The sequence below is a fragment of the Mesorhizobium sp. B2-8-1 genome (assembly GCF_006440955.1).
In the GTDB taxonomy this organism is placed as follows: domain Bacteria; phylum Pseudomonadota; class Alphaproteobacteria; order Rhizobiales; family Rhizobiaceae; genus Mesorhizobium.
On sequence record NZ_VFTX01000007.1, the window covers coordinates 171,025 to 193,927 of the forward strand.

The following is a 22,903-nucleotide window of genomic DNA, read 5'->3' on the forward strand; positions in this document are numbered from 1 at the left end:
CTTCGCCGCACGAGCGGTTTTGACACGGATCGCCAAGGACGAGAATATGGCTGAAGCTGATACCAAATCAAACGGACCGGATCTGGTCCAGGGGATCGCGCTGTCCGACCTTCCGGATGGCGGAAAGCTTGTCGGCCATTGCGGCGACGAGCAGGTGTTGCTGGTGCGCCGCGGGGCCGAGATCTTCGCCATCGGCGCGACATGCACACATTACGGCGGGCCGCTCGGTGACGGTCTTGTGGTGTCGGATTCCATTCGATGTCCGTGGCACCACGCTTGCTTCGATCTGCGCACAGGCGAAGCCTTGCGAGCGCCTGCCTTCAATCCACTCGCTTGCTGGTCGGTGGAACAGCGCGATGGGCGGATATTCGTGGGCGAGAAACTCAAACGGACGGCGCCGAAGCCGCGCGGCGGAAGCGCGGGCGGGGGCCCCGAGAAAGTCGTCATTGTCGGCGGCGGCGCGGCCGGTTTCGCGGCGGTCGAAATGCTGCGGCGAGAGCAGTACCAGGGCAGCATCGTCATGATCAGCGACGACCATGCGCCGCCCGTCGACCGGCCGAATCTCTCCAAGGACTACCTCGCAGGGAAGGCCCCGGAGGATTGGATTCCGCTGCGCGGCCAGAAATTCTATTCAAAAAACAACATCGACCTGCGTCTCGATACGAAGGCCGTCGATATCGACCTGCGTTCTCGCGAGGTCATTCTGGCTGATGGAAGCAGGAGTCCTTACGATAGACTGCTACTTGCCACGGGGGCCGAACCGGTGCGCCTCTCCATCCCCGGCGCGGATCAGCCACATGTTCACACGCTGCGCTCGTTTGCAGATTGCAAGGTGATCATCGAGCGAGCCACGACTGCGCGCCGCGCCATTGTGCTTGGCGCCAGTTTCATTGGCTTGGAAGTTGCCGCAGCGCTGCGCGCGCGCAATATCGACGTTCATGTCGTGGCGCCGGATAAACGACCCATGGAACGGGTCCTCGGTCCGCAAATGGGTGACTTCATCCGCGCACTCCATGAGGAGCATGGAGTCGTGTTCCATCTCGAGGACACCGCGAGCAGCATCGACGGCAACAAAGTGAAACTAAGCAGTGGCAACATGTTGACGGCGGATTTCGTCGTCGCCGGCGTCGGCGTGCGTCCGCGGACCGGGCTTGCCGAAAGGGCGGGGCTCACTCTTGACCGCGGCGTCGCCGTAAATGCCTTTCTGGAGACGAGCGCACCGGACATATTCGCGGCCGGCGACATTGCGCGGTGGCCGGATCCTCACACTGGCGAGAACATTCGGGTCGAGCATTGGGTGGTTGCAGAGAGGCAGGGGCAAACCGCGGCCCTGAACATGCTCGGGCATCGCGAGAAATTCGCGGCCGTGCCGTTCTTCTGGAGCCAGCACTACGACGTTCCTATCAACTATGTCGGCCATGCCGGGCAATGGGACGAGATTGCTGTCGATGGAGACATCGGTGCCAGGGACTGCCTGCTGCGCTTCAAGCGCGAAGGGCGCACGCTGGCTGTCGCTTCGATCTTCCGTGACATCGAAAGTCTAGGGGCGGAGATGGAAATGGAGCGCCAAATGGCAAGGTAGCAAGCGCTCTTGGGCACCGCGATCCATAGACAGTGCAACCCGTATGGCGCAGCGGTGCGTCGCTGTGACTGAAAGGAGTTCGACTTATGTCCACAATGCAACAGGAACCGAGCACCACCAACGGATTGGACGCCGTTCATTCAAAGATCGTCAAGTTCGCTACCGGTGTGGCCAGGGAAGCGTCCGATGAGGCGCCGACCTCGGTCGAAATCTTTTCGGACAGGGGCCGCTGGTACTGCAGGGTCCGTCGCGGCGATGAAAAGACTCGGCCAATGGGTCCTTATTCCAAACAACAGGCTGAGCGGATCCAAGAGGCTCGGAGACTGTTGATTGCCAAAAGAGGCACCGTTCGGATCATGTTCGAGTAGGGAGGACATTCACGATCACGTCGGCCGGCGTACTTCTCACCACAACCATCGTTCCGTTCATCATCGACTTTTTTGAAACTGTGCAGGTAGACCTCCGGCATTGAGGGTTGTCGCGTTGTGAAGCCGCGTTGCGCGGCAGGGTGTCTGTTGACGTTTTCCCCTTGGCCAAGCCGGCATCGTTGCAGCGTCGCCCGAGGGCGCCTCTTCTGGCAATTTTCATCGTTCCACCCACCTGGTAGCCTGATCCTCCAGGCAGGACGGCCTGTCTTCGTCGCCTCGACCAACCAGGAAATTTCCGCAACAAGGTTCTTGTCGGATGGAGGATACGCGTGAAGCGAAGCGTCCGGTTACCGATGCCATGCCATTTTTGCAAATGGCTCAGGGGGTTGGTGCAATCACGATCGAGGATGCCGCGACCGATGAAACCTGGAACAGCCTGAACAATATCGTCGCCTTCCTTTCGAGCCACGGCGTAACGGCGAAGGCTGACGTGTTTCCGGAAAGATCTGATGGTGGATCAATCGCTGATGTGGCCGATGCGATGCATGCGGATCTGACCATATCCGGCGCCTGAGGCCACAGCAGGTTCAGGGAGTGGATCTTTGGCGGTGCTACCCGCTCGCGGCTTGAGAATGATCGACTGAACCGGTCATGCCGATTTGATCGTGATACACAAGTCGTGGATGCACATTGTCAAAAGCTGGAAATTCTGCGCGGCTTGAGCGCTCCGGGTTGACCGCCCATCTATAGTGACAAGGCTGTCAGGCAGGCATCGGGTGAGTATGCACTCGTTACTCGCCTTCCGTGGCGATCAACATCCAATTGCGCTTTGTTGACTGGGTGTCACAGGCGAACGTCCACGTATCGATCACCTCAACGATCTGCTGGGGATCGCCGGCGACGATTGCATCGTTGGCCGAGCGTGTAACGCTGACCACGTCGGAAACGAAGCGAACGGCAATCTCAGCGGTGCTATTCTCCGCAAGAGCGTCGACGACCTTTGCTTCCTTCGTGCCAATGAAGGTGAGTTGCAGCATCTCCCCCCGATCCCGGCGGCCGGCAATCGCTCGTCCGAAGATATCGAGCACTTCCGGCCCGACGAGACGCTTCAACGTTGGGATGTCGCTGTCCGCATACGCGCGCAGGATAGCTTCATAAGCCGTATTGGCACCGGTCAGAAACGCGGCAAGGTCGAAAGTTGGGTCGATCTCTCGGATCGCATCCAAGCGTGTGTCCGTATAGGATATATCGTCGATACTGCCGGTTCGCTGCTCTGTCGGCGCATCGTCCTGCTTGGCCTTGTCGTTGCCCGAGCGCGGCAGAGTTTGGCCCCAACTGCCCAGCAATGCCCAATAAAACGCTATGATCGCCACGAGCAGGATCTGGTTGTTTGGATCTGTGGTTTCGTTCATGACGTTCTCCCGACAGAATGTCGAAACAGGCGCCGGTTCGGAACCGGAGCGAACACTAGGCAATGCGCGGCAGCTTCTCCCATTGATGGAAGGGCGGCGGCGATGGCAGCTGCCATTCCAGCGTCGTCGCCCCTTCGCCCCAAGGATTGGCGCTTGCCTGGCGTCTTCGGCTGAAGGCCTCGGCAACCGCGATGAAGAAGACGACAAGCCCGGCCGTTGAGATGTAGGAACCGATCGACGAGACGAAATTCCAGCCGGCAAAAGCATCGGGATAGTCGGCGTAACGTCGCGGCATGCCGGCCATGCCCAGAAAATGCTGCGGGAAAAAGACGAGGTTGACGCCGATGAACATCAGCCAGAAATGCAGCTTGCCGAGCGTTTCGCTGTACATATAGCCGGTCATCTTCGGGAACCAGTAGTAGAAGCCGGCAAAGATCGCGAAGACCGCCCCCAAAGACAGCACATAGTGGAAGTGAGCGATCACGAAATAAGTGTCGTGGTACACGCGATCGATACCGGGGTTCGCAACCATGATGCCAGTGACGCCACCAATGGTGAACAGCAGGACGAAGCCGAGAGCCCACATCATGGGTGTCTTGAACTCTATCGATCCTCCCCACATGGTCGCCAGCCACGAAAACACCTTCACGCCGGTTGGAACGGCGATGACCATCGATGCGAAGGCGAAGTAGCGCTGCGTGTCGACCGACAGGCCGGTCGTATACATATGATGCGCCCAGACGACAAAGCCGATCGCGCCGATTGCCACCATTGCATAGGCCATGCCGAGATAGCCGAAGATCGGCTTCTTGGCGAAGGTCGAGATGACGTGGCTGATGATGCCGAAGCCAGGCAGGATCATGATGTAGACTTCGGGATGGCCGAAGAACCAGAACAGATGCTGGTAGAGGATCGGATCACCGCCGCCGGACGGCGAAAAGAAGGTCGTCCCGAAGTTGCGATCGGTCAACAGCATGGTGACCGCGCCGGCGAGCACCGGCAGCGACATGAGAAGCATGAAGGCGGTGACCAGCATCGACCAAGCGAACAGAGGCATCTTGTGCATGGTCATGCCGGGTGCGCGCATGTTGAAGATGGTGGTGATGAAGTTGATCGCGCCGAGGATCGAGGAGGCCCCCGAAAGGTGGATGGACAGAATAACGAGGTCGACGGCGGGACCTGGCTGGCCCTCCGTCGAATAAGGCGGATAGAGCGTCCAGCCGCCGCCATGGCCGAGCGTACCGGGCGCTCCCGGAACGAACATCGAGGTGATGAAGAGGATGAATGACACCACCAGCAGCCAGAACGAGATGTTGTTCAAGCGGGGGAAAGCCATGTCGGGCGCGCCAATCATGATCGGCACCATCCAGTTGCCGAAGCCACCAATCAGCGCCGGCATGAGCACGAAAAAGATCATGACCAGCCCATGGGCACTGACGACGACATTGTAGACGCCCGGATCGCCAAATATCTGCAAACCCGGTTCCTGCAACTCCATGCGGATCAACACGGAAAGCGCCGTACCGAAGACGCCTGCCATGATCGAGAACAGCAGGTAAAGCGTCCCGATATCCTTGTGGTTGGTCGAGAACAGCCATCGGACGAGAAACCGGGGCTTGTGATCATCCAAGGTCGAGGCTGGATTGGACATGATGTGCTTCCTGCTCTCCTCTTCCGGCAGGCAAGACGGCCTCAACCATGGACGGCACCTGCGATCCGCCGTCACACGGGGCTAGGTCTTGCCTGCGCTCTTTCATTCATCCGTGACGACCACATCCATCGGAATGTCGTGCGGCTGCGGATAGATGGTTCGGATCCTGCTACGGGCGTAACCGACGCCGACGACGAGAGGCCGCCTGGGCGCCGCGGCCAGGGTCCGGTCGAAGAAGCCGCCGCCATAACCCAGGCGATAGTTAGCCTCGTCGAAACCGACAACGGGCGCGATGACCACATCCGGTTGGACGGCAGGTCCATGAGAGGGACAAGAATATTCCAGACTCCGCGTTCGAGCGGGTCTCCCGGCCCCCAGATGCGAAACTCCAGCGGCCAGCCTTTCTTGATGACGACTGGAAGCGCAATCCGCCCGCCGCGCTCGATCACCTTTATCGCCCAGTTGCGGAGGTCGGGCTCACCGCGGAACGGCCAATAGCCGCTGACGATCCGCCCGCTCACCCGACCGACGGCCAGGTCGAGAACGGAAGCGATGCGTAAAGACCTCGCATTGCGTTCCTCGGCGTCGATCGCGAGACGCTCATCGATTAGACGCTTGCGTTCCGCCTTGCGCCATCGACAGACATCGGGCCATGCGTCCTGAACGGCCGGCTCAGTGCCGTACCCCGGGACAAGCTCATGCATAAAGCATGGTGGAGAGGCGTATTCTCTCGTCTCCGGACAAACATCCTCCTGATCAGACATCGCACGCTCCATATCCGTTACAGCGGAGACCCTCGCCTACGTGGACGTTGCGCTGCGTAAAACAGGAAGGCAAACGGAATTAAATGCTGTATTGATGCAAGATTATTGCACTAATCGGGAACCAGCATGGACATCGACCGCGCGCGCACGTTTTTGGAAATCGTCCATTCCGGCAGCTTTCTGAGAGCTGCCGACCGACTCCACGTCACCCAGACCACTGTCAGCGCGCGGATACGCACGTTGGAGGAAGAGCTCGGACGTCAGCTCTTTGTCCGCAATCGCAATGGTGCGCAGTTGACGCAGGCGGGCCGGGAGTTCGAGCGGTTCGCGCAATCATTCGTGCAAATCTGGGAACGAGCACGCCACCAGCTCGCCATCCCATCGGGACGGACAAGCGTCGTTGCCCTGGGCGGGGAGCTCAGCCTGTGGAACCCGCTGCTGCTCGATTGGCTGGTCTGGATGAAGAAGGCCAGGCCGGAAATCGCCATCCAAGCCCAGGTCGGCGTGCCGGACCAGCTCCTCGAGCAGCTCAGGACTGGCGTTCTCGACATCGCGGTGCTCTATGCGCCGAAGCTGCTGCCAGGCTTCAGGGTGGAGCTCCTCGTGGAGGAGCAGCTCGTCTTGGTTCGGAGCACGGACAGGGACTCAGAGTTGGACGCCTCAAGGGACTATGTCTATGTCGATTGGGGGCCGCTGTTTGCGGCCCAACATGGCGCCAGTTCCTCTGCCTTCGGCGAGCCGGGATTAATGGTCGGCCTTGGTCCGCTTGGGCTGAGCTACATTCTGCGCGCCGGCGGAATGGGCTATTTCCGTAGGGGCGCGGCAGCGCCCCATATCGAGGCCGGGCAGCTGGAGGTCGTGGAGGGCGCGCCGGAATTCACCTATCCGGCCTATGCAGTCTATCCGGATGCAAGCGCGTCGCGAACCGACGTACAGGAGGCGCTACGTGGATTGAAGCAGGTGGTGAAATGACCGTGTTCTGTCAGTTCCAAATCACTGATCATGCGGCCGGAAAGAAATCCACCGCCATGGATTGATCGAACATGCCTTATCCGTTCCACACCATCGGTCACTCGACCCGGTCGATCGCCGAATTCGTCGCCCTGTTGCGGGTTGGCGAGATTACCCTCGTGGTCGACATAAGGACCATCCGGCGATCGCGGGCGAATCCGCAATTCAACAGCGAAACGCTGCCGGACAGCCTTGCGGATTTCGCGATCGGATATGAGCATATTGCCGAGCTTGGCGGCCTGCGCGGCAAGGCGCACCCCATTCCACCGACGCTCAATGCATTCTGGATCAACCAGAGTTTTCACAACTACGCCGACTACGCGCTGTCGGCGGAGTTTCATGGCGGCCTGGAGCGGCTTGTGTCCCTTGGCAGGCAGCAGCGGTGCGCCATCATGTGCTCGGAAACGCTTTGGTGGCGTTGCCACAGAAGAATCGTCGCGGACTATCTGATCAGTCGTGGCGAGTCCGTTTTTCATCTGATGGGCCATGACAAGGTCGAGCCGGCGAAGCTCACCGACGGTGTGGAGGCAAGGCTCGACGGAACGCTTGTCTACCCGCTTTCCCAGCGTTCTGGATAGTCAAGGCCTCAGGCGGCCGACGGCCCCGGGTCGTCGAACCCGTCGTTGAAAGCCGCCATGACCCTGTTTTCCGCTTTGGGTTGTGACTCATCAGAGTGATGGGCGACGCGCAAAACCGGTCCGTTCGGTCGCCACGGGTCGGGCGCTGCACCCCCCGTCAACTCCAATCTCTCCCGCCTTGCCGCTTCCGGCTGGTAGACCACTTCATGCACAGTCAGCGTTTCATGGCCGCCCTGCGCGGTCGGAATGGACATGGACTGACCTTCGGCCAGACCAAGCAGCGCCAGGCCGCGCGGGTTGGTGATCGGCAAAAGCATGCCAACCAGACCGCGCATCTCGTCATGTGCGACGATGCGGGTCTCGGCAGGGCCGTCGTTTACACGATAGGTCACTCGGGTGCTGAGCGTCACGACCGTTGGCGGAATGTCTTCTCGAAACATCACAATTGCGCTCGAAATCTTCCGTTGAAGGACAACGGACAAGGCATCGCCGCGGGGATGGCGCTCTTGCATCACTTCAAGAATCGTGAAGTCCTTGGTGGTCAGTTGGCAGCTATCGATAGTGGGCATGGTGCGTCTCCAAGACGGACCCGTGAAAGGGTTCCGGCGTCAAGCATTTGATCGGATGTGGAAGCTACCCCTGTGCCGGACCAGAACAGGCCGGCGCAGGGGTCACACTCCCGCGATCAGGCTGCCTGCGTGATTGAGGAGACGGGTGGAAACGCCCATGTCTAGGCGTCTGCCGGGATCGCCGAAGACGCTGGTGCGCGCCGATCGACTGCATCGCCTTCCGCAGCGGGTTGGCCTACGGCAAGCACCGACAGTTTGTGCCGGCGCCCATCGCGCGCTGTCCACATGATCGACTGTCCGGCCGAGAGGCCGATCAGGGCCGTGCCGATCGGCGTGAGGACTGAAACCTTGCCTTCGGAGATGTCCGCGTCGCCAGGAAAAACCAGCGTGACTGTTTTGGCATTGCCAGTATCGGGCTTGAATGTCACCGTCGAACCCATCTGGACGGTGCCGGCGGAGACCCAATCATCGGCGACGATACGTGCCCGCTCGAGTTCGGCGAGCAGTTCATCGGAGGCCTCCGGATTGCGCGCGGCCACGGTGCTCGCAACCGCCGACAGACGCGCATGGTCTGACTGTGAGATGCGGATGTTCGGCTTGCGCCGCGTTTTCGTGTTGTCTTGCATTTGAATACTCGTGCTTCCGCTCGGACCAGCCGCCACGGAGGGTGCCGGAATCGAGCCAATTCGTGAAAATCTTGATGGAACGCCAATGCTCCGGAGGCTTGAGGTCCTGCGGAACCATCCCATGTGGGTAATCGCACCGCCCCTCGGCTCGGGGCACGCATGGCAGCCGAGCCGGGGGCTACATTCCCGCTATGGGGCAAACCCGGAAAAGAAAATCGCGACGAATTCTGACTGCGGCGTTCATAGGACCATAGTTGGTGAAGCAATCCGGGAAGTCAAGTCAGCCACCTCGGTGCAGTTTGGCGGGTATCAATCCTAAACTAGTCAGAGCGGGCGCCAAGCAACGTTCTTATCACCAGCTCTCTTCCGGCCCGGTTTATCCCGGTCCCGCTGGGTCTTTCTTCAGCCAGCCCGAGAAAGACAAGACGTTCGGCCAAGGCTTTCGATAGAGATGGGTAGGGTCCGCGGTTCATTCGCTTGAGTGCCGTCTGCTCCTCCTTGGTGAGATCGTCCCAGATAACTGTCATGAGAGCCATCTCCCTTGTGTGCACTATCAAGCCGATGCCGATCCTGGATTGTCCAGCGACGGGCTGCGACCATGAATTCATTGGGCCCCGAAGGTCTTGCTTATGGAACGGCATCTGTTCCGACAATGCCGCCTTCATTCTCCAGAACGCCGATCCGCTTGACTTCCGAGCGGTTGAGCTTCAGGCGAACGCCAATACCGCCGCCGTTCTCGGCAATGAAAACGGCGCCGGCGCTTTCAAGCGCGGTTTGCAGCGTGTCGCAGATATCTCGGTCAGGAAGGTTGATCCGGCGCTCGAATTCTTCGATGACCAGCGCATCCACGCCTGAATTGCCGGCGAGCTTTTCACGGGTCCATTCGACCAGTGCGCGAGCGGCACGGCATTGAGCACCAGTGATCATCCTCAAAATCTCCTTCTGGATCGCTTTGGGAGCGAATTGCCGCCTGCTGAAACCCAGGACGCTGGGGGTGCGACGGCCGCGTCCGTAAAAAATGCATATCGAATCCGAAAAGGAAAGGGTTGCGCCCCTCACCGCGATCGGAATCATGGTGCAAAATAATTGTGCTGAAGCGGCAATAAATTTCGTTTGTCTTGCAGATAAGGATGAGTGAAGCTCGTGCGTAGCGAAACGACAGATTGGGTGCCAGCCAGCAGGTCTCAACGCTAGGAGACTGTTTGGCGATATCGCGCGAAGGGCACCTTGGGCTCGGCAATGACAATAATGGACAGGCTTGAACACGATTTCGGCAGGATCCTTTCTGGCCCGGACATTCGGCGTCATGTCGTCGGTCGAATGGTATCTGCCAATCGCCCTGACGCAGATGACGGCATCCCAATCGTACCCGTGGATGACAATGCTCTCAAAACGCGGCTGCGCGAGGAACTGCTCCTGCAAGCACGGACCCGGCTGCCGATCACCTATGCAAGACTGGCCGAGAGCATGGTTGGTTCGGAAGCAACAGGCGTGATCCGGGGTGCACTCGAACAACTGATGGACGACGATGCGGACGAAGGCCTGCCATTGCTTGCGGCTGTTGCCGTGAACGCGCTCGATCCTGGTTTGCCCGCTCCCTGGTTCTTCCACAAAGCCGAGGACATGGGGCTGTTCGCTGGCGATCCGGCCGATCTGGAAGCTTACGCTTTCCATGCAAGGGAGTTTTGTCGCGCGATCCATCTCCATGCTGGCAACGGGCAAGGCTCAGGAACGACCTTGCCGCCGGTACTGCCGCCTGCAGACCGGTGAAGGAGGACGAAATGCTGATCGCCAAAGACGTCATGACGTCGCCGGTCATCGCGGTAGGGCCTGACAGTACGGTGGACGAGGTCGCCGGTATTCTTCTGTCGCACGGGATCAGCGCCGTGCCGGTGATTGATCGAGGTGCGCTGCTGGGCATCGTCAGTGAAGGGGACCTGATCCGCCGGGCGGAGATCGGAACAGCGCCGCAGGGCTGTTCCTGGTGGCTTCATTTGTTCACCAACAACGCGGTTCAGGCGGAAGGCTATGTCAAGTCTCATTCCGATCATGTGATCGACGTCATGACACAGCAGGTTGCGACGGTGGTCGAGAGTACGCCAGTCGCCGAGATCGCAACCCTGCTTGAGCATAATCGGATCAAGCGTGCCCCAGTGCTGCGCGACGGCAGGTGGTTGGGATCGTCAGCCGCGCTAATCTGGTGCGAGCGCTGGTCATTGCCAGGAAAGGGTGGCGCGCTCCGGCCTTGCATGACGACAGCAGCATCAGGATGGAGATTGTCGATGCCTTGCGATCCGAATCGTGGCCCTCGAGTTCGGACGTGATCGTGAACAACGGCGTGGTCACCCTGTGGGGAACGTATCTGTCGGAGCAGGAGCGGAAAGCCTCGATCGTCCTGGCTGAAAACACCGCTGGCGTGCGGGCTATCGATGACCATCGCATTCCCTTCGATATGACCTACGGCTTGGTCTGAAGGCCACCGAATGACATTCGTGGTCACCGACAATTGCATCAAATGCAAATACATGGACTGCGTGGAAGTCTGCCCGGTGGACTGCTTCTACGAAGGCGAGAACATGCTCGTCATCCATCCCGATGAATGCATCGACTGCGGCGTCTGCGAGCCGGAATGCCCGGCGAAGGCCATTTTTCCCGATACCGAGCCTGGTCTCGAGGATTGGCTCGCGCTGAACGCCGAGTATGCGTCTGTGTGGCCCAATATTGCGATCAAGCGCGATCCACCCGCCGACGCCAAGGCGTTCGACGGCGAAGCGGACAAGCTCGCGAAATATTTTTCGCCGGAACCTGGGTCGGGTGACTGATCAAAATGAACGCATGTGCGCACCAGCCGTCGCCACTTTATCTGGGCATTGACACTGGCGGCACGTACACCGATGCCGTGCTGTGGTCGGAATCCACAGGCATCGTGGCCAAGGCCAAGTCGCTGACCACGCGACACGATCTTGCCGAGGGCATCGCCGGCGCCGCAGACGCTGTTTTGTCCGAGGCAGTCATCGAGCCCAGCGCGATCAAGCTCGTCTCGATGTCGACCACGCTGGCCACCAACGCCCTCGTCGAAGGGCAGGGCGGGCGGGTCGCGCTGGTGATGATCGGCTTCACTGAAGCCGACCTTGCCCGGAACGGATTGTCAAAAGCCCTCGGCTCCGATCCCGTGATCTTTTGCCCGGGCGGACATGACGTCCACGGAGATCCGCGTGAGCTGGTGCTCGACGCTCTCGTGGCTGCGCTGCCGTTTCTCGCCGACACAGTTTCAGGCGTCGCCGTGGCCTCCTATTTTGCCGTTCGCAATCCCGAACACGAAATCGCGGTACGTGACGTCATCCGCGAGCGCACCGGGCTCCCGGTGACCTGTTCGCATGAATTGTCGTCGAAACTCGGCGGCCCGCGTCGGGCGCTGACCACGCTTCTCAACGCCCGGTTGATCTCGATGATCGATCGCCTTGTCGACGCCACCGAGAGCTTTCTGGCAAGACGCGGGATCGTCGCTCCGCTCATGGTCGTGCGTGGCGACGGCGCGCTCATTACCGCAGAATTCGCCCGCGCTCGGCCAATCGAGACCATTCTGTCAGGACCAGCGGCAAGCCTGGTGGGGGCGCGGTACATGACCGGCATCGATGATGCGGTGGTGTCCGACATCGGCGGCACCACCACCGACATCGCAGTCCTGGACGGCGGCCGCCTGCGGCTCGATCCGGAAGGCGCCACCGTCGGCGGAATGCGAACCATGGTGGAAGCCGTCGCCATGCGCACCTTTGGCCTTGGTGGGGATTCGGAAGTTTCGCTTCATGAGCAGTCGTTGGCTTCGACGATCGTGCTCGGGCCCCGGCGGCTGGTACCGCTCGCGCTCGCCGCGGTGAAACACGGCGATGCCATATACCAAGGTCTCAAGCGGCAATTGCTCAGTCCCAACACCAGCCGACTGGACGGCCGCTTCGCATTGCGCACAGGCGTGCCCGAACGTCTAGCCGCAGGCCTGACGGTTACCGAGACGCGGCTCTATGCTGACATTTCGGCAATTCCCGCCGCGCTCGACCGGTTGCTCGTATCGACGTCACAGGTCGCGACGCTCAATCGCCTCGTCGCACGTGGCCTGGTGCATATCGTCGGCTTCACGCCATCCGATGCAGCCCATGTGCTCGGCCGGCAAGGGAACTGGGATCCTGTCGCGGCTCGACTGGGCGCCGAATTGTTCTCACGCAAGCGCGACGGCCAGGGGCATCGTGTCGCCAAAGGCGCAGAAGCGTTTTCCGAGATGGTTCTTGCCGCCGTCACCCGGCGTTCTGCCGAAGTAATTCTTGAATCGGTATTTGCCGAGGACGGGCTGGAGGGCGGCGTCTCCGTTGCCAACCCGCTGGTTCAGCGGGCGGTTGGCGGGCGAGGCGGCATGGCGCGGCTGTCGATCGCGCTCGACCGGCCGGTGATCGGCCTCGGGGCGTCGGCTTCGCTGCACTTTGCCGGGCTGCCGCAATTGATCGGCAATGAATGCAGCATTGCCGAACACGCCGATGTCGCAAATGCGTTGGGCGCCGTGGTTGGGCAGGTGCGAATGTCAGCGGAAGCGCGTGTCAGCCAACCGGAGATCGGGCTTTTCCGTCTCAATTCCGGCGAGCGGCTGGACGACTATGACACCGAGGACGAGGCGATGGCCGCAGCCGAAGCCCACATTCGAGTCTTGGCGGCAGGTCTTGCCGAGCGCGCCGGGGCCGATCAGGCTCGGATCGAGATCGCACGCGACATAAGAGCTGCTACAATCGAAGGCGAGCGCAGTTTCGTGGAAGCCATCGTCGTCGCGACAGCCACCGGGCGGCCGCGAATCGCGTCGTGACATGCACGCGTTGTTGTGAGTGAAGCGTTGTCGGGTGACAATGCTCTGACAGTATTTTTTCCTGAGGCGGCGATCGCCTCGTCGAGATCGCGACCTTGCCAATGTTCGTCCGCAGCCGTCCGTTCCGCACCTGCTGGACGATCTCGCTCAACTGGCCACGACCGGACTCGACGACGAAATCGACCGCCAACCCATCCGCGGGCTGCGCCTCGGCTGGTCCGACGACGGTCACCAGCATACCTCGCCCCGGATCAGGGCTGCAGACCGCTTCTGGATGTCGCCACCGATGACGTCGAACACCAGATCGATGCTGCCTATGTCTTATCTCTCACGCGAATTGGTCATCGGTTCGGTGCCTTCCACGACAATATCGGTATTGAATTGCTTTGTGATTTGCACGGCCGCGGTGTGCGCCTGCAGTTACAAGTCTATCGACACCGCTCCCATGGGATGTGTGCAGCAGGCGAGCACATATCCGGCGTCCTTCTCCTGTGCGCTGAGTCCGCCGAAATCAGCCATTTCCACGTCGCCGCTGACCTTCAGCACACGACAGGTCCCACAAATCCCTTGCTGGCAAGCGCTTGGCAGGTACAGACCAACGCTCCGAGCGATTTCGAGCAGGGTCTGTGTCGAACGGCATTGGTGGGTGACACCTGTGCGAGCAAAACGCACGGAAGCGGCCTGGGCTGTTTGCAACACCGGTGCAGGCTTCAGCAGGCCGCCAAAGCTCTCCTCATGATACCGACCAGGATCCAAGCCGATGCTGTTGAGGGCGTTCCGGACTGCGTTCATGTAAGGCTCGGGCCCACAGGCATAAACGGTGCGCTCCCTAATGTCGGGAGCAAACTTCAGCAACATGGACTCACCAACCAATCCAGTTGGACCGGCCCAATTATGCACAGCTTCGGCGCAGACGACATGGACGTGAAAATTGCGATGGTCCCGTGCCAGGTTGTCAAGCTCGTCACCGAAGATGATGTCCTTCGGCGAGCGTGCGCTATGAATGAAGCAGACATCCTTGTCGGAGCCACTGTCGGCGAGCGTGCGCAGCATCGACATCACCGGTGTTATGCCGCTGCCGCCGGAGAGGAAAAGCGGCCGGTCGCTCCGCAGGTCATCCCAGTTGAAGCTGCCGGACGGGCCGTCGATCTCTATTTCGCTTCCCTGTTCGAGATTGTCATGCAGCCAATTGGAAGCGAGGCCGCCGGGGACGCGCTTGACGGTTATCCTGACGTCTCCCACCCGGGTTGGCGGCGAAGAGATCGAGTAAGTCCGGACGGCCGGAGCGCCGTCGATCACGAGGTTCAGAGTGATAAACTGCCCGGCTTTGAACTGGCCGGCCTGCCCGCGCTTTGGACAAAAGACGAAGGTCTTCACGTCGTGCGTCTCCTGAACGATGCCGCGACAGATCAGCGTGTGACGTCCGCTGACGCGGTCGGATCGGCAGGAGGGAGCGAAAGAAACGAGGGCGTTCATCATCTGGCTCCCATTAAGGGGCCAAGAATGCCAGCAGGCCTACGTTCGATACAGGAGGAACCTCAAGCATCTATGATCGACAATATCGATCAACCTTCCAGCGACATGACCGCAAGATGAAGCGCGCGAATGCCTTTCTTTATGATTGGCTCATGCCGGCGTCGCGCGAGAATTGCGGTGTAGACGGGCTGATGCAGAGTTGGAGCACCTTCCACAATGTGGGAGGGTTGCTCGGCGGCGAAGCGACGCGCATCGTCGGCGCGCATGTAGCAGGTGCCGCCTGCGCGTCTCAGCATATTGTCGGCCAGCGTTTCGGAGCCCATCGAAAGCCGGCACGCAGTCAGATTTGGCAACGCCTCGGCATGAGCCTTCTCGAGCGCAACGGTGTAACCCGGCCGGATGTAATTGTCCGGGCTTACATCGCTAAGCCGGCGTGCCTTGGTCGAGACCATTGTATATTCCTCGACCATCAGTTGGTCATATGTGATCTCGGGCAGGTAGCGTGGAGCATAAATAACAGCAATATCGAGGTTTCCCAGGCTCAGATCAGATATCATCTGCGGCGAGTAGTCGGATTCGACATGGATCGAGGACCGCGGCAAGACTTGCAGCAGCATTTCCAACCAACCCGGCAGGATCGAGCGGGTCATTCCAACCTGGGCAGCGACCCGAAGGCTGCCTTCGAATCTGTTAAAGGCGCGCACGTCGTGACGGGCCTGGGACCAGGTCGACAGCATTGACCGCGCGTAAACCTCAAACCGCCGCCCTGCCGCGGTCGGCTCGGCACCGGCGCGGCCGCGATGGAAGAGCTCGGATCCCACGGCGGCCTCCAGGTTCTTGACACGGGTGCTGACCGTCGATTGCGTCAGTCCGAGGCGCTCCGCCGACCGGTTGAAGTTTCGCGATTCAATGATGTCGAGAAACGTCTCTATTTGTTCCAACTGCATAGGCGAGCCATCGATTTTTGCGATCGTATCTAGCTGTTCATACGCTTGATCCGAGCACTATCAAAGCGGAAGTTCGGTGCAGAAGCCACGGTCTGTGACGGCCGCATCAAAGGGAGAGGGAAAAGTGTTCATAGTCGATTGCGATTGCCACAACTATTGGTCCAACGCGACGGTGCTGGAGCCCTACCTGTCCGGTGTCTGGAAAGACATGTTCATCGAGGGCGAGAAGACCGGCCCGGTCGGCGCTTTTCCGCACGGCCATCGCCCCTGGTTTCATCCGCAGGATTTCTCCCGCAAGGATGTGCGACCGAAGGTGGAGGCGGACAACTACCTGATCATGAAGGAGAAGCACCTCGATAAATACAATGTCGGAGTGGCAATCCTAACTGGCGACGAGCCCATCGAAGCGTCGACACTGGCAAATCCCTATTACGCTAGCGCGCTGGTAAGCGCCTACAACGACTACCAGATCAATGAATGGCTGCCGAAAGACAGCCGCTTCATGGGCTCCATCATCATCGCACCGCAAGACCCGCGCCTTGCGGCGGCGGAGATCCGGCGCCTCGGCGCGCATCCCCGGATGGCGCAAGTTCTGGCCTCCCAAGGCTCTGTGCGGCCGTATGGCGACCCGTTCTATCACCCGATCTTCGAGGCCTGTGCCGAGGTCGGTTTGCCGTTCGCCATACATCTTGGTGGACATGGCGGCATCAACTGGAACGCTGTCGCGCCAGCGCCCACCACTTTCTTCTGGGAAACCCATGCGATCCTGCACATGTCGGCCATGTCGCATGTGGCAAGCATGATTGCCCATGGCGTTTTTGAGAAATGGCCGGACCTCTACTTCGTGATCATCGAGTGCGGCGTCGCCTGGGTCCCGTCGGTCCTGTGGCGCCTGGATGCCGACTACAAAGCACTGCGAAAAGAGACGCCATGGCTGAAAATGCTGCCGTCGGAATATTGCCGGCGTAACATACGTTTCTCCACCCAACCGCTGGAGCAGCCTTCGAATGTCAACCACCTCTGGGCGATCCTGGAGGCCATGGACGGGGAGCACACGCTGCTGTTTGCGTCCGACTACCCCCATTGGGACTACGATGACGTCAACACTTTGCACATCCCGCCGGAATGGCGCCGCAAGGTGCTCGGCCAGAATGCGCTGGACGTTTACAAGCGCATTCCCCGCCCGCAAGCCGCTGCTGCAGCGTGACGACCTGACATGGCTGAGAAGACGTATATTTGTCGCGCCGACGAGATCCAGGTCGGAACGCCGTTCATCGCCAAGGTGCGCAGCCTGTCGATCGGCGTGTTCCGGATCGGCGATAGTTTCCATGCGCTGCTGAATGTATGCCCGCATCGAGGGGCCCCCCTTTGTGAGGGACCGCAATGCGGAACGACTGCTCCCGTCGAGCGAGCCGAATTCATCTATCACCGTGAGAATGAAATCGTTCGCTGTGCCTGGCACGGGTGGGAATTCGACATCAGGTCGGGCGCAGCATTGGTCAACCCGTCCGTTCGCGCGAGGACGTTCCCAGTCTCCGTCGAGGCAGGGAGCATATACGTGACGGCCTGAGCATGGAGACACCCTCTGCCTACAGAGCGGGTATCGGAATCTCAACGACCGCCTTATGCGCTTCATCGTTTTTGCTAATGCGGCACAATTTGGGATGGATTGCCTGCACGTTTCGCTAACTTGACCAATAAGCTGAGAAAAACCAGCGCAACTCAACTGGGGAACGATATGAAAAACCGACTTCTTGCACCATCTCTCGGCGTTCTATTGTTGGCGCCGGTATCGTCGGCGTTCGGTGCAGACGTGACTATGCCGGATCCAAACTATGCTACCGCAACGGCGGTCATGAACGTCATCAAGAACGCGGCCGAACAGGAGCTTGGGCTCGACGTTTCCACCGTCACCACCACCGCAGTCCCAGTCATTTGGGAAGCCATGGATCGCAACAAAGGGGAGGTCGACATCTGGCCAGATGTCTGGCTGCCGAACCAGCAGGGCCTGGTAGACAAATATGTCAAAAGCGCCGGCACGGTGAAACTCGCGCAGAACGGCTACGAAGCCAAGCAAGGCTACTGCGTCACCCAGGTCACGATCGACAAATATGGCATCAAGGATGTCGCGGATCTCACCAATCCGGACAACGCCAAGATCTTCGATACCAATGGCGACGGCAAGGGGGAAATCTGGATCGGCGCGTCAGGCTGGCAGTCGACAAACATCGAAAAGGTGCGGGCCCGCGACTATGGATTCGCCGATTTCTTCGATCTCCAGGTGACCGACGAAGCGGTGGCCGCGGCATCGCTCGACCGGGCCGCGAAGGCAGACAAGCCATGGGTCGGCTACTGCTACGGCCCACACCAGAATTTCGCCCGCTACAAGCTTGCCTTTCTCACCGAACCGAAACACGACCCAGCCAAGTTCATGATGCTGCAGCCGAGCGAGGATCCTCAATGGTTCGAAAAATCGAAAGTGTCGTCGGCATATGCTGACACCACCGTGCACATCGCCTATGCTGGTTCGCTGGCCCAGCGGCAACCGGAACTGACCGCCGCTTTGGATCGGATTACTTTCAATCCGGACGACATCAGCAAATGGGCCTATGCAATCATCGTCGACAAGAAGCCGGCAGGCGATGTGGCGAAGGAATGGATCAAAGCCCACCCCGACGACGTGGCGAAGTGGTTCGGTCATTGAAGGCCAGGGCCGGCATTGCAGGCTCTGAACCGGCCTGCACTGTTGCCCGGCCGCTCAAATCCGTGATCGGACGGGAGCGGTAGCCGGTGGACACCGCACCGATCATTGCGCCGGGAGGGCCCGGCCTGGCGGACCGCGGAGACGCGGCAAGCCACGGTGCCGCCATCATTTTGAAGGGCGTCTGGAAAATCTTTGGCGCCCGCGCGCCAGTGGCGATGATGGCGATTTTGCGCGACCGCCTGGACAAGGACGAAGTGGCCAGGCGCTTCGGATGTGTCGTGGGCGTCGCCAACGTCAACATTTCGGTTCGGCCGGGTGAAATCTTCTGCGTCATGGGCCTGTCGGGCAGTGGCAAATCGACATTGATCCGCCATATAAACCGCCTGCTCGAGCCGTCCGCCGGCGAGATTTTCGTCGACGGTGAAAACGTCATGGCCAAGTCGCCCGCTGAGTTGAGGGCATTGCGGTCTCGCAGGATCGCCATGGTGTTCCAGAGCTTCGGTCTGCTTCCGCATCGCACCGTACGCGACAACGTCGCGCTCCCGCTGGAGATCCAAGCCGCGACCAAGCAGCGGAGATTTGACGCGGCCGAGGCGGCACTTGCCAAGGTGAACCTGTCGGGCTGGGGGGATCGCTACTGCCATGAGCTCTCAGGCGGCATGCAGCAGCGCGTCGGCCTCGCCCGCGCTTTGGCTGCCGATCCAGCGATCCTGCTCATGGACGAGCCATTCAGCGCGCTCGATCCCTTGATAAGGCGGCAACTTCAAGACGAGTTCCTGGCCCTCTCGCGCTCGATGGGAAAGACAGTGATCTTCATCACCCATGACCTCGACGAGGCGATCCGGATCGGCGATCGCATCGCGATCATGAAAGATGGCGTCATCGTCCAGACCGACACGCCCGAGGAGATCGTCACATCTCCGAAGCACGACTATGTCGCGAAATTCGTCGCCGACATCTCGCGCCTGAAGGTGATCACCGCCGGGCGCATCATGGAGTCGGTCGAGAGTTTCAAGAGCCGGTCTCATCCGGAATTGGACGTCGAGCGGTTGCGCAGGGTGGATTCTCGAGAATCCCTGGCCGAACTCGTCGAACTCGCGGCACGGGATGCCGCACCGCTTGCTGTGACAGATCCCGGTGGGTCTGTCGTCGGCATCGTCGACAGGCAGATCCTGCTCCACGGTCTGCGAAAGGGCGAAATCCGTGAACGCCCATGATCCTGTCGCTGTGCAATCGATAGAGCACGCCCAACCGGTAGAGGAAGGACTCGTACGAGAATTCGTCCTCCGCAACCCCGATTACTATATCGATGTGTTCGCCCGCATCCGGCGGGCTTCCGGTGCCGTCTGGCCGTTCAACCTGGCGGCCGCGCTGCTTGGGCCGGTGTGGGCCGCTGCCCGAGGCATCACACTTCTGTTCTGGCTCATCTTCTTCCTGGAGACGCTTGCGGTGGTTCAGATCGGCGTCGGCGCGGCTGGCAACCTCGGCGCCGGGGAGCAAGCACGCGCCGAACGCGTCACCAAGCAGGCACAGGCGCGCGCGGAACAGGCAAAGGCCGCCGAGGCAGCGGGGGTGGACAATGCAGCTGGCCTGAAATCATCAGCGGCCGCTCTGGAGAAAGCTGCCAACACGGCCAGAATGCGGGCCGACGCCGCAAAAGCGAAGGCGCCAGTTGTAATTGGGTCCGGCATTGTCACTTTGCTCTTCGCCAGGTTGATCGCCGGTTTCCTCGCCAACCGGATGCTGGAGCGGCGCTTCGCGCGCTGGCGTTCGAACCCGACGCTTCAGCGCGGGCTCAATCATCCGCTGGCGCTATGCGCCCTTGCCTTCTGCATCGCAGCCTATGGGCTTTCGGTCTATCGCTTCGCCGCGCCGACACCAGCCGTCTGGCTGACTGCCGCGCCCTCGAATCGCGAGTGGCAGGCCGCGTTGTCATCGGGTCTGGACAGCCTGATGGGAGCGGTGTCGCATCTCGGGGAGGGCTTTTTCGGCGGCATCACAGGCGCAATATCGTTGGTGCTCGATGCCTTGGCCTATGGACTGACGGGCATGCCCTGGCCAGTGACAATGGCGATCATTCTAGCCCTGGCCTGGCAACTGGCGGGGCCGCGCGTCGCCATCTTCACCGCGGCTGCGCTCGCCTATCTTGCCGTGCTTGGCTTTTGGGAAAAGAGCCTGGAAACGGTCGCCCTGTTGGGCACATCGGCCATTATCTGCCTCGCGATAGGAATCCCGCTTGGGATATGGTGCGGACGCCGACCGCGCGTCTATGCCGCCGTGCGGCCGGTGCTCGACTTCATGCAGACCATGCCGGCATTTGTCTATTTGATCCCGGTGATCGCATTGTTCGGCATCGGCAAGCCGCCCGGCGTCATCGCCACGCTGATTTTCGGTACTCCGCCAGTGGTGCGCCTGACCGCGCTCGGCTTGCAGGGTGTCCCGCCGGCCATTAGAGAGGCCGCGCAAGCCTATGGTGCAACGAGATGGTTTCTCCTGACACGCGTCGACCTCCCGCTGGCGATGCCTTCGATCATGGCCGGCATAAACCAGACCATTTTGATGTGCCTTTCAATGGTGGTCATCGCTTCCCTGATCGGAGCCAAAGGTTTGGGAGAAGATGTCCTCAACGCGCTTCAATACGCAGCTGTCGGGCAGGGACTGCTTGCGGGCTTCGCCATACTTCTCTGCGCCATGATCATCGACCGTATCGTGCAAGGACGAACCAGATAAAGCCGTTTGGGAACGATCTTCTCGCGGAATTCGGCCGGTCAACATCTCACGAACGGGCCATCAAAGATGCGGTGCCTGCTCTAGAAATAAGCCTGGTCCGGCTCGCTGGTCTTGCGGTTGGCGATGAAGGCCCGGAGCGCTTCGTCGATCGCCGGATCGAGCCCCGGATCCTGGTAGTCGTCGAGCAGCCTCTTCCATTGCCGGTTGGCGCGTTGCGCGGCGTCGAGCCGGCCGTCCTCGTTCCATTGCTCGAAGGAATTGTTGTCGCTGCTGGTGGAGCGATAGAAGGCCGAGAGGAAATTGGACTGCGTATGCGCACTGCCCAGGAAATGCGATCCCGGCCCGACCGCTTCGATCGCCTCCATCGCCTGCGCATTGAGCGACAGATCGATGCCTTCGAACAGGCTGGCGACCTTGCCGCAGAGATCGGCGTCGATGACCGTCTTTTCGAAACCGGTGACCAGTCCGCCCTCGAGCCAGCCGGTGGCGTGGTTGATCACGTTGGCGCCGGCAAACATCGACATCAATATGCCCCATGTCGCTTCCTGCTCGGCCTGTGCGTCGGGAAGCTTTGAGGCCGACAGCGAACCGACGGTGTGGAACGGAACGCCGACGCGACGCGCCAACTGCCCGCAGGCGAGCACCATCTTGCCCGCTTCCGGCGTCCCGAATGTCGGCGCTCCACTCTGCATCGAGATCGTGCTGGCAAAGCTTCCCATCAGGCAGGGCGCGCCGGGGTTGATCAGCTGTACGAGGCTGAGACAGGCGAGCGCCTCGGCCAGCACCTGCGCCAGCGTGCCGGCGACCGTGCACGGGCTCATCGCGCCGGCCAGCGTCCATGGCGTGCAGGCGACCGGCTGGTTGTTGCGGGCGCAGACCTTCAGCGAACCCGACATGTTGGCGTCGAGCACCAGCGGCGCATTGGTGTTGGAGACGTTGTAGAGCACAGCGTTGTTGGCGACGAACTCCTCGCCGAAGACGATCTTGGCCATGTCGACCGCGTCCTGTGCTCGCCTCGAACCGATGAACGCGCCCATGAAGGCACGGTCCGAATGGCGGATGTGGGTGTAGAGCATGTCGAGATGACGCTTGTTGGCCGGCAGGTCGACAGGCTCGCAAACGACGCCGCCCGAATGATGTAGATGCGGGATCATCTGATGGATCTTCACCAGATCGCGGAAGTCCGCGATCGTGGCGTAGCGCCGTCCGCGATCGAGATCGTGGACGAAGGGCGGTCCCCACGACGGACACAGCACGGTGTTGTCGCCGCCGATCACCACCGTGTTGGCTGGGTTGCGAGCGTGCTGCTTGAATTGCGAAGGCGCGGTGGCGCGGATGATCGTGCGGCACATGCCGGGCTCGAAGCGAACCCTGGTGCCCTGCACGTCGGCGCCTGCATCGCGAAAGATGTCGAGGATCTCGGGATCGTCATGGAACTCCATGCCGACCTCCTTGAGCAGCCGGTCGGCATTCGCCTCGATCAGGCTCAGGCCTTCCTCGTCGAGGATATTGAACGTGCCGATCCGCCGGCTGATGTAGGGACGCCGCGGCGCCTGCTGGGCCAGGCGCTGGCCTTGCCTTCCCGCTCGGCCCCCGCTTCGTGGCGCTGGAGCGTCGATCATCGCGTCCTTGTCCATTT

23 protein-coding genes and 2 pseudogenes are annotated in these 22,903 nt (G+C 60.6%); 14 read left to right on the forward strand and 11 right to left on the reverse strand.

The features are described 5' to 3' along the window. The first annotated feature begins 46 nt into the window (after positions 1–46). A complete protein-coding gene (locus tag FJ428_RS19475) occupies positions 47–1,582 on the forward strand; it encodes an FAD-dependent oxidoreductase (RefSeq protein WP_140560704.1) in 1,536 nt (511 codons plus the stop codon). Positions 1,583–2,266: 684 nt separating this feature from the next. Beyond that, the gene (locus FJ428_RS19480; RefSeq protein ID WP_140560705.1) at positions 2,267–2,524 is read left to right on the forward strand and encodes a hypothetical protein; all 258 of its coding nucleotides are present in this window, start codon (positions 2,267–2,269) and stop codon (positions 2,522–2,524) included. Between the two features lie 217 nt (positions 2,525–2,741). Here the strand turns inward: FJ428_RS19480 and FJ428_RS19485 are convergent, their stop codons facing one another. From FJ428_RS19485 to FJ428_RS19495, 3 genes and pseudogenes are all read right to left on the reverse strand, one after another. Beyond that, complete coding sequence (locus FJ428_RS19485) at positions 2,742–3,362, reverse strand: Tim44/TimA family putative adaptor protein (RefSeq protein WP_140560706.1); 621 nt, start codon at positions 3,360–3,362, stop codon at positions 2,742–2,744. A gap of 55 nt (positions 3,363–3,417) precedes the next feature. Then, positions 3,418–5,013 (reverse strand): cytochrome c oxidase subunit I, encoded by a 1,596-nt coding sequence (gene ctaD, locus FJ428_RS19490; RefSeq protein WP_140560707.1) that lies wholly within the window; start codon positions 5,011–5,013, stop codon positions 3,418–3,420. A 102-nt stretch (positions 5,014–5,115) separates the two neighbouring features. Continuing rightward, positions 5,116–5,777, reverse strand: a pseudogene (locus FJ428_RS19495) (5-formyltetrahydrofolate cyclo-ligase). 126 nt (positions 5,778–5,903) lie between these two features. Here FJ428_RS19495 and FJ428_RS19500 point away from each other — a divergent pair. Then, positions 5,904–6,749, forward strand: a complete 846-nt coding sequence (locus tag FJ428_RS19500; protein WP_140518333.1) for a LysR family transcriptional regulator — start codon at positions 5,904–5,906, stop codon at positions 6,747–6,749. Positions 6,750–6,820: 71 nt separating this feature from the next. Continuing rightward, positions 6,821–7,366 carry a DUF488 domain-containing protein gene (locus tag FJ428_RS19505; protein WP_140879974.1) on the forward strand — a complete coding sequence of 182 codons (546 nt, stop codon included), beginning with the start codon at positions 6,821–6,823 and terminating at the stop codon, positions 7,364–7,366. A gap of 8 nt (positions 7,367–7,374) precedes the next feature. Here FJ428_RS19505 and FJ428_RS19510 read toward each other — a convergent pair whose 3' ends face one another. The 4 genes from FJ428_RS19510 to FJ428_RS19525 all read right to left on the reverse strand — a co-directional run bounded on the left by FJ428_RS19510 (position 7,375) and on the right by FJ428_RS19525 (position 9,635). Next, positions 7,375–7,935 carry a nucleoside-diphosphate kinase gene (locus FJ428_RS19510; protein ID WP_140518335.1) on the reverse strand — a complete coding sequence of 187 codons (561 nt, stop codon included), beginning with the start codon at positions 7,933–7,935 and terminating at the stop codon, positions 7,375–7,377. A gap of 161 nt (positions 7,936–8,096) precedes the next feature. Beyond that, on the reverse strand, positions 8,097–8,561 hold the full coding sequence (gene rnk, locus FJ428_RS19515; protein WP_140518336.1) for a nucleoside diphosphate kinase regulator: 465 nt from the start codon (positions 8,559–8,561) through the stop codon (positions 8,097–8,099). Between the two features lie 320 nt (positions 8,562–8,881). Then, positions 8,882–9,088 carry a hypothetical protein gene (locus FJ428_RS19520; protein ID WP_140500693.1) on the reverse strand — a complete coding sequence of 69 codons (207 nt, stop codon included), beginning with the start codon at positions 9,086–9,088 and terminating at the stop codon, positions 8,882–8,884. 100 nt (positions 9,089–9,188) lie between these two features. Continuing rightward, a complete protein-coding gene (locus FJ428_RS19525) occupies positions 9,189–9,635 on the reverse strand; it encodes a hypothetical protein (protein ID WP_224519094.1) in 447 nt (148 codons plus the stop codon). Positions 9,636–9,809: 174 nt separating this feature from the next. Between FJ428_RS19525 and FJ428_RS19530 the strand changes: the two genes are divergently transcribed. The 5 genes from FJ428_RS19530 to FJ428_RS19550 are packed head-to-tail and all read left to right on the forward strand — an operon-like array spanning position 9,810 to position 13,407. After that, positions 9,810–10,331, forward strand: coding sequence for a hypothetical protein (locus FJ428_RS19530; RefSeq protein ID WP_140518337.1), 522 nt, complete (start codon positions 9,810–9,812; stop codon positions 10,329–10,331). 11 nt (positions 10,332–10,342) lie between these two features. Further along, the gene (locus tag FJ428_RS19535) at positions 10,343–10,885 is read left to right on the forward strand and encodes a CBS domain-containing protein (RefSeq protein ID WP_140879975.1); all 543 of its coding nucleotides are present in this window, start codon (positions 10,343–10,345) and stop codon (positions 10,883–10,885) included. Beyond that, a complete protein-coding gene (locus tag FJ428_RS19540; RefSeq protein WP_140879976.1) occupies positions 10,831–11,034 on the forward strand; it encodes a BON domain-containing protein in 204 nt (67 codons plus the stop codon). The genes FJ428_RS19535 and FJ428_RS19540 overlap by 55 nt, the downstream gene beginning before the upstream one ends. A 10-nt stretch (positions 11,035–11,044) precedes the next feature. Further along, positions 11,045–11,383, forward strand: coding sequence for a ferredoxin FdxA (gene fdxA, locus FJ428_RS19545; protein WP_140500691.1), 339 nt, complete (start codon positions 11,045–11,047; stop codon positions 11,381–11,383). A gap of 5 nt (positions 11,384–11,388) precedes the next feature. Beyond that, the gene (locus tag FJ428_RS19550; RefSeq protein ID WP_140879977.1) at positions 11,389–13,407 is read left to right on the forward strand and encodes a hydantoinase/oxoprolinase family protein; all 2,019 of its coding nucleotides are present in this window, start codon (positions 11,389–11,391) and stop codon (positions 13,405–13,407) included. A gap of 68 nt (positions 13,408–13,475) precedes the next feature. Here the strand turns inward: FJ428_RS19550 and FJ428_RS30700 are convergent. From FJ428_RS30700 to FJ428_RS19565, 3 genes and pseudogenes are all read right to left on the reverse strand, one after another. Then, positions 13,476–13,728, reverse strand: a pseudogene (locus FJ428_RS30700) (zinc-binding dehydrogenase); the annotation flags it as partial. A gap of 99 nt (positions 13,729–13,827) precedes the next feature. Continuing rightward, complete coding sequence (locus FJ428_RS19560) at positions 13,828–14,883, reverse strand: hybrid-cluster NAD(P)-dependent oxidoreductase (RefSeq protein WP_181167341.1); 1,056 nt, start codon at positions 14,881–14,883, stop codon at positions 13,828–13,830. An 89-nt stretch (positions 14,884–14,972) separates the two neighbouring features. Next, positions 14,973–15,830 carry a LysR family transcriptional regulator gene (locus FJ428_RS19565; RefSeq protein ID WP_140649345.1) on the reverse strand — a complete coding sequence of 286 codons (858 nt, stop codon included), beginning with the start codon at positions 15,828–15,830 and terminating at the stop codon, positions 14,973–14,975. Positions 15,831–15,954: 124 nt separating this feature from the next. Between FJ428_RS19565 and FJ428_RS19570 the strand changes: the two genes are divergently transcribed. The 5 genes from FJ428_RS19570 (at position 15,955) to FJ428_RS19590 (ending at position 21,264) form a co-directional block, all read left to right on the forward strand. Further along, positions 15,955–17,037 carry an amidohydrolase family protein gene (locus tag FJ428_RS19570; protein WP_140558747.1) on the forward strand — a complete coding sequence of 361 codons (1,083 nt, stop codon included), beginning with the start codon at positions 15,955–15,957 and terminating at the stop codon, positions 17,035–17,037. 9 nt (positions 17,038–17,046) lie between these two features. Then, positions 17,047–17,400: a Rieske (2Fe-2S) protein gene (locus FJ428_RS19575; RefSeq protein WP_140500687.1), complete on the forward strand. Its 354-nt coding sequence runs from the start codon at positions 17,047–17,049 to the stop codon at positions 17,398–17,400. 120 nt (positions 17,401–17,520) lie between these two features. After that, a complete protein-coding gene (locus tag FJ428_RS19580; RefSeq protein ID WP_140818982.1) occupies positions 17,521–18,534 on the forward strand; it encodes a glycine betaine ABC transporter substrate-binding protein in 1,014 nt (337 codons plus the stop codon). A gap of 125 nt (positions 18,535–18,659) precedes the next feature. Then, positions 18,660–19,751 (forward strand): betaine/proline/choline family ABC transporter ATP-binding protein, encoded by a 1,092-nt coding sequence (locus FJ428_RS19585; protein WP_224519145.1) that lies wholly within the window; start codon positions 18,660–18,662, stop codon positions 19,749–19,751. After that, positions 19,738–21,264 carry an ABC transporter permease subunit gene (locus FJ428_RS19590; RefSeq protein WP_210242251.1) on the forward strand — a complete coding sequence of 509 codons (1,527 nt, stop codon included), beginning with the start codon at positions 19,738–19,740 and terminating at the stop codon, positions 21,262–21,264. The genes FJ428_RS19585 and FJ428_RS19590 overlap by 14 nt, the downstream gene beginning before the upstream one ends. Positions 21,265–21,344: 80 nt before the next feature. Here the strand turns inward: FJ428_RS19590 and FJ428_RS19595 are convergent, their stop codons facing one another. Next, complete coding sequence (locus tag FJ428_RS19595; protein WP_224519141.1) at positions 21,345–22,901, reverse strand: trimethylamine methyltransferase family protein; 1,557 nt, start codon at positions 22,899–22,901, stop codon at positions 21,345–21,347. Between the last annotated feature and the right edge of the window lie 2 nt (positions 22,902–22,903).

Excerpts from the sequence above, each read along its gene's own strand:
- FJ428_RS19540 (WP_140879976.1), top strand. The coding sequence starts at position 10,831 with ATGGAGATTGTCGATGCCTTGCGATCCGAATCGTGGCCCTCGAGTTCG.
- FJ428_RS19480 (WP_140560705.1), top strand. The coding sequence starts at position 2,267 with ATGGAGGATACGCGTGAAGCGAAGCGTCCGGTTACCGATGCCATGCCA.
- FJ428_RS19500 (WP_140518333.1), top strand. The coding sequence starts at position 5,904 with ATGGACATCGACCGCGCGCGCACGTTTTTGGAAATCGTCCATTCCGGC.
- FJ428_RS19520 (WP_140500693.1), bottom strand. The coding sequence starts at position 9,088 with ATGACAGTTATCTGGGACGATCTCACCAAGGAGGAGCAGACGGCACTC.
- rnk (WP_140518336.1), bottom strand. The coding sequence starts at position 8,561 with ATGCAAGACAACACGAAAACGCGGCGCAAGCCGAACATCCGCATCTCA.
- FJ428_RS19475 (WP_140560704.1), top strand. The coding sequence starts at position 47 with ATGGCTGAAGCTGATACCAAATCAAACGGACCGGATCTGGTCCAGGGG.
- FJ428_RS19595 (WP_224519141.1), bottom strand. The coding sequence starts at position 22,901 with ATGGACAAGGACGCGATGATCGACGCTCCAGCGCCACGAAGCGGGGGC.
- FJ428_RS19560 (WP_181167341.1), bottom strand. The coding sequence starts at position 14,883 with ATGAACGCCCTCGTTTCTTTCGCTCCCTCCTGCCGATCCGACCGCGTC.
- FJ428_RS19530 (WP_140518337.1), top strand. The coding sequence starts at position 9,810 with ATGGACAGGCTTGAACACGATTTCGGCAGGATCCTTTCTGGCCCGGAC.
- FJ428_RS19510 (WP_140518335.1), bottom strand. The coding sequence starts at position 7,935 with ATGCCCACTATCGATAGCTGCCAACTGACCACCAAGGACTTCACGATT.
- FJ428_RS19485 (WP_140560706.1), bottom strand. The coding sequence starts at position 3,362 with ATGAACGAAACCACAGATCCAAACAACCAGATCCTGCTCGTGGCGATC.
- FJ428_RS19565 (WP_140649345.1), bottom strand. The coding sequence starts at position 15,830 with ATGCAGTTGGAACAAATAGAGACGTTTCTCGACATCATTGAATCGCGA.
- FJ428_RS19535 (WP_140879975.1), top strand. The coding sequence starts at position 10,343 with ATGCTGATCGCCAAAGACGTCATGACGTCGCCGGTCATCGCGGTAGGG.
- FJ428_RS19505 (WP_140879974.1), top strand. The coding sequence starts at position 6,821 with ATGCCTTATCCGTTCCACACCATCGGTCACTCGACCCGGTCGATCGCC.
- fdxA (WP_140500691.1), top strand. The coding sequence starts at position 11,045 with ATGACATTCGTGGTCACCGACAATTGCATCAAATGCAAATACATGGAC.
- FJ428_RS19525 (WP_224519094.1), bottom strand. The coding sequence starts at position 9,635 with ATGATTCCGATCGCGGTGAGGGGCGCAACCCTTTCCTTTTCGGATTCG.
- ctaD (WP_140560707.1), bottom strand. The coding sequence starts at position 5,013 with ATGTCCAATCCAGCCTCGACCTTGGATGATCACAAGCCCCGGTTTCTC.
- FJ428_RS19575 (WP_140500687.1), top strand. The coding sequence starts at position 17,047 with ATGGCTGAGAAGACGTATATTTGTCGCGCCGACGAGATCCAGGTCGGA.
- FJ428_RS19550 (WP_140879977.1), top strand. The coding sequence starts at position 11,389 with ATGAACGCATGTGCGCACCAGCCGTCGCCACTTTATCTGGGCATTGAC.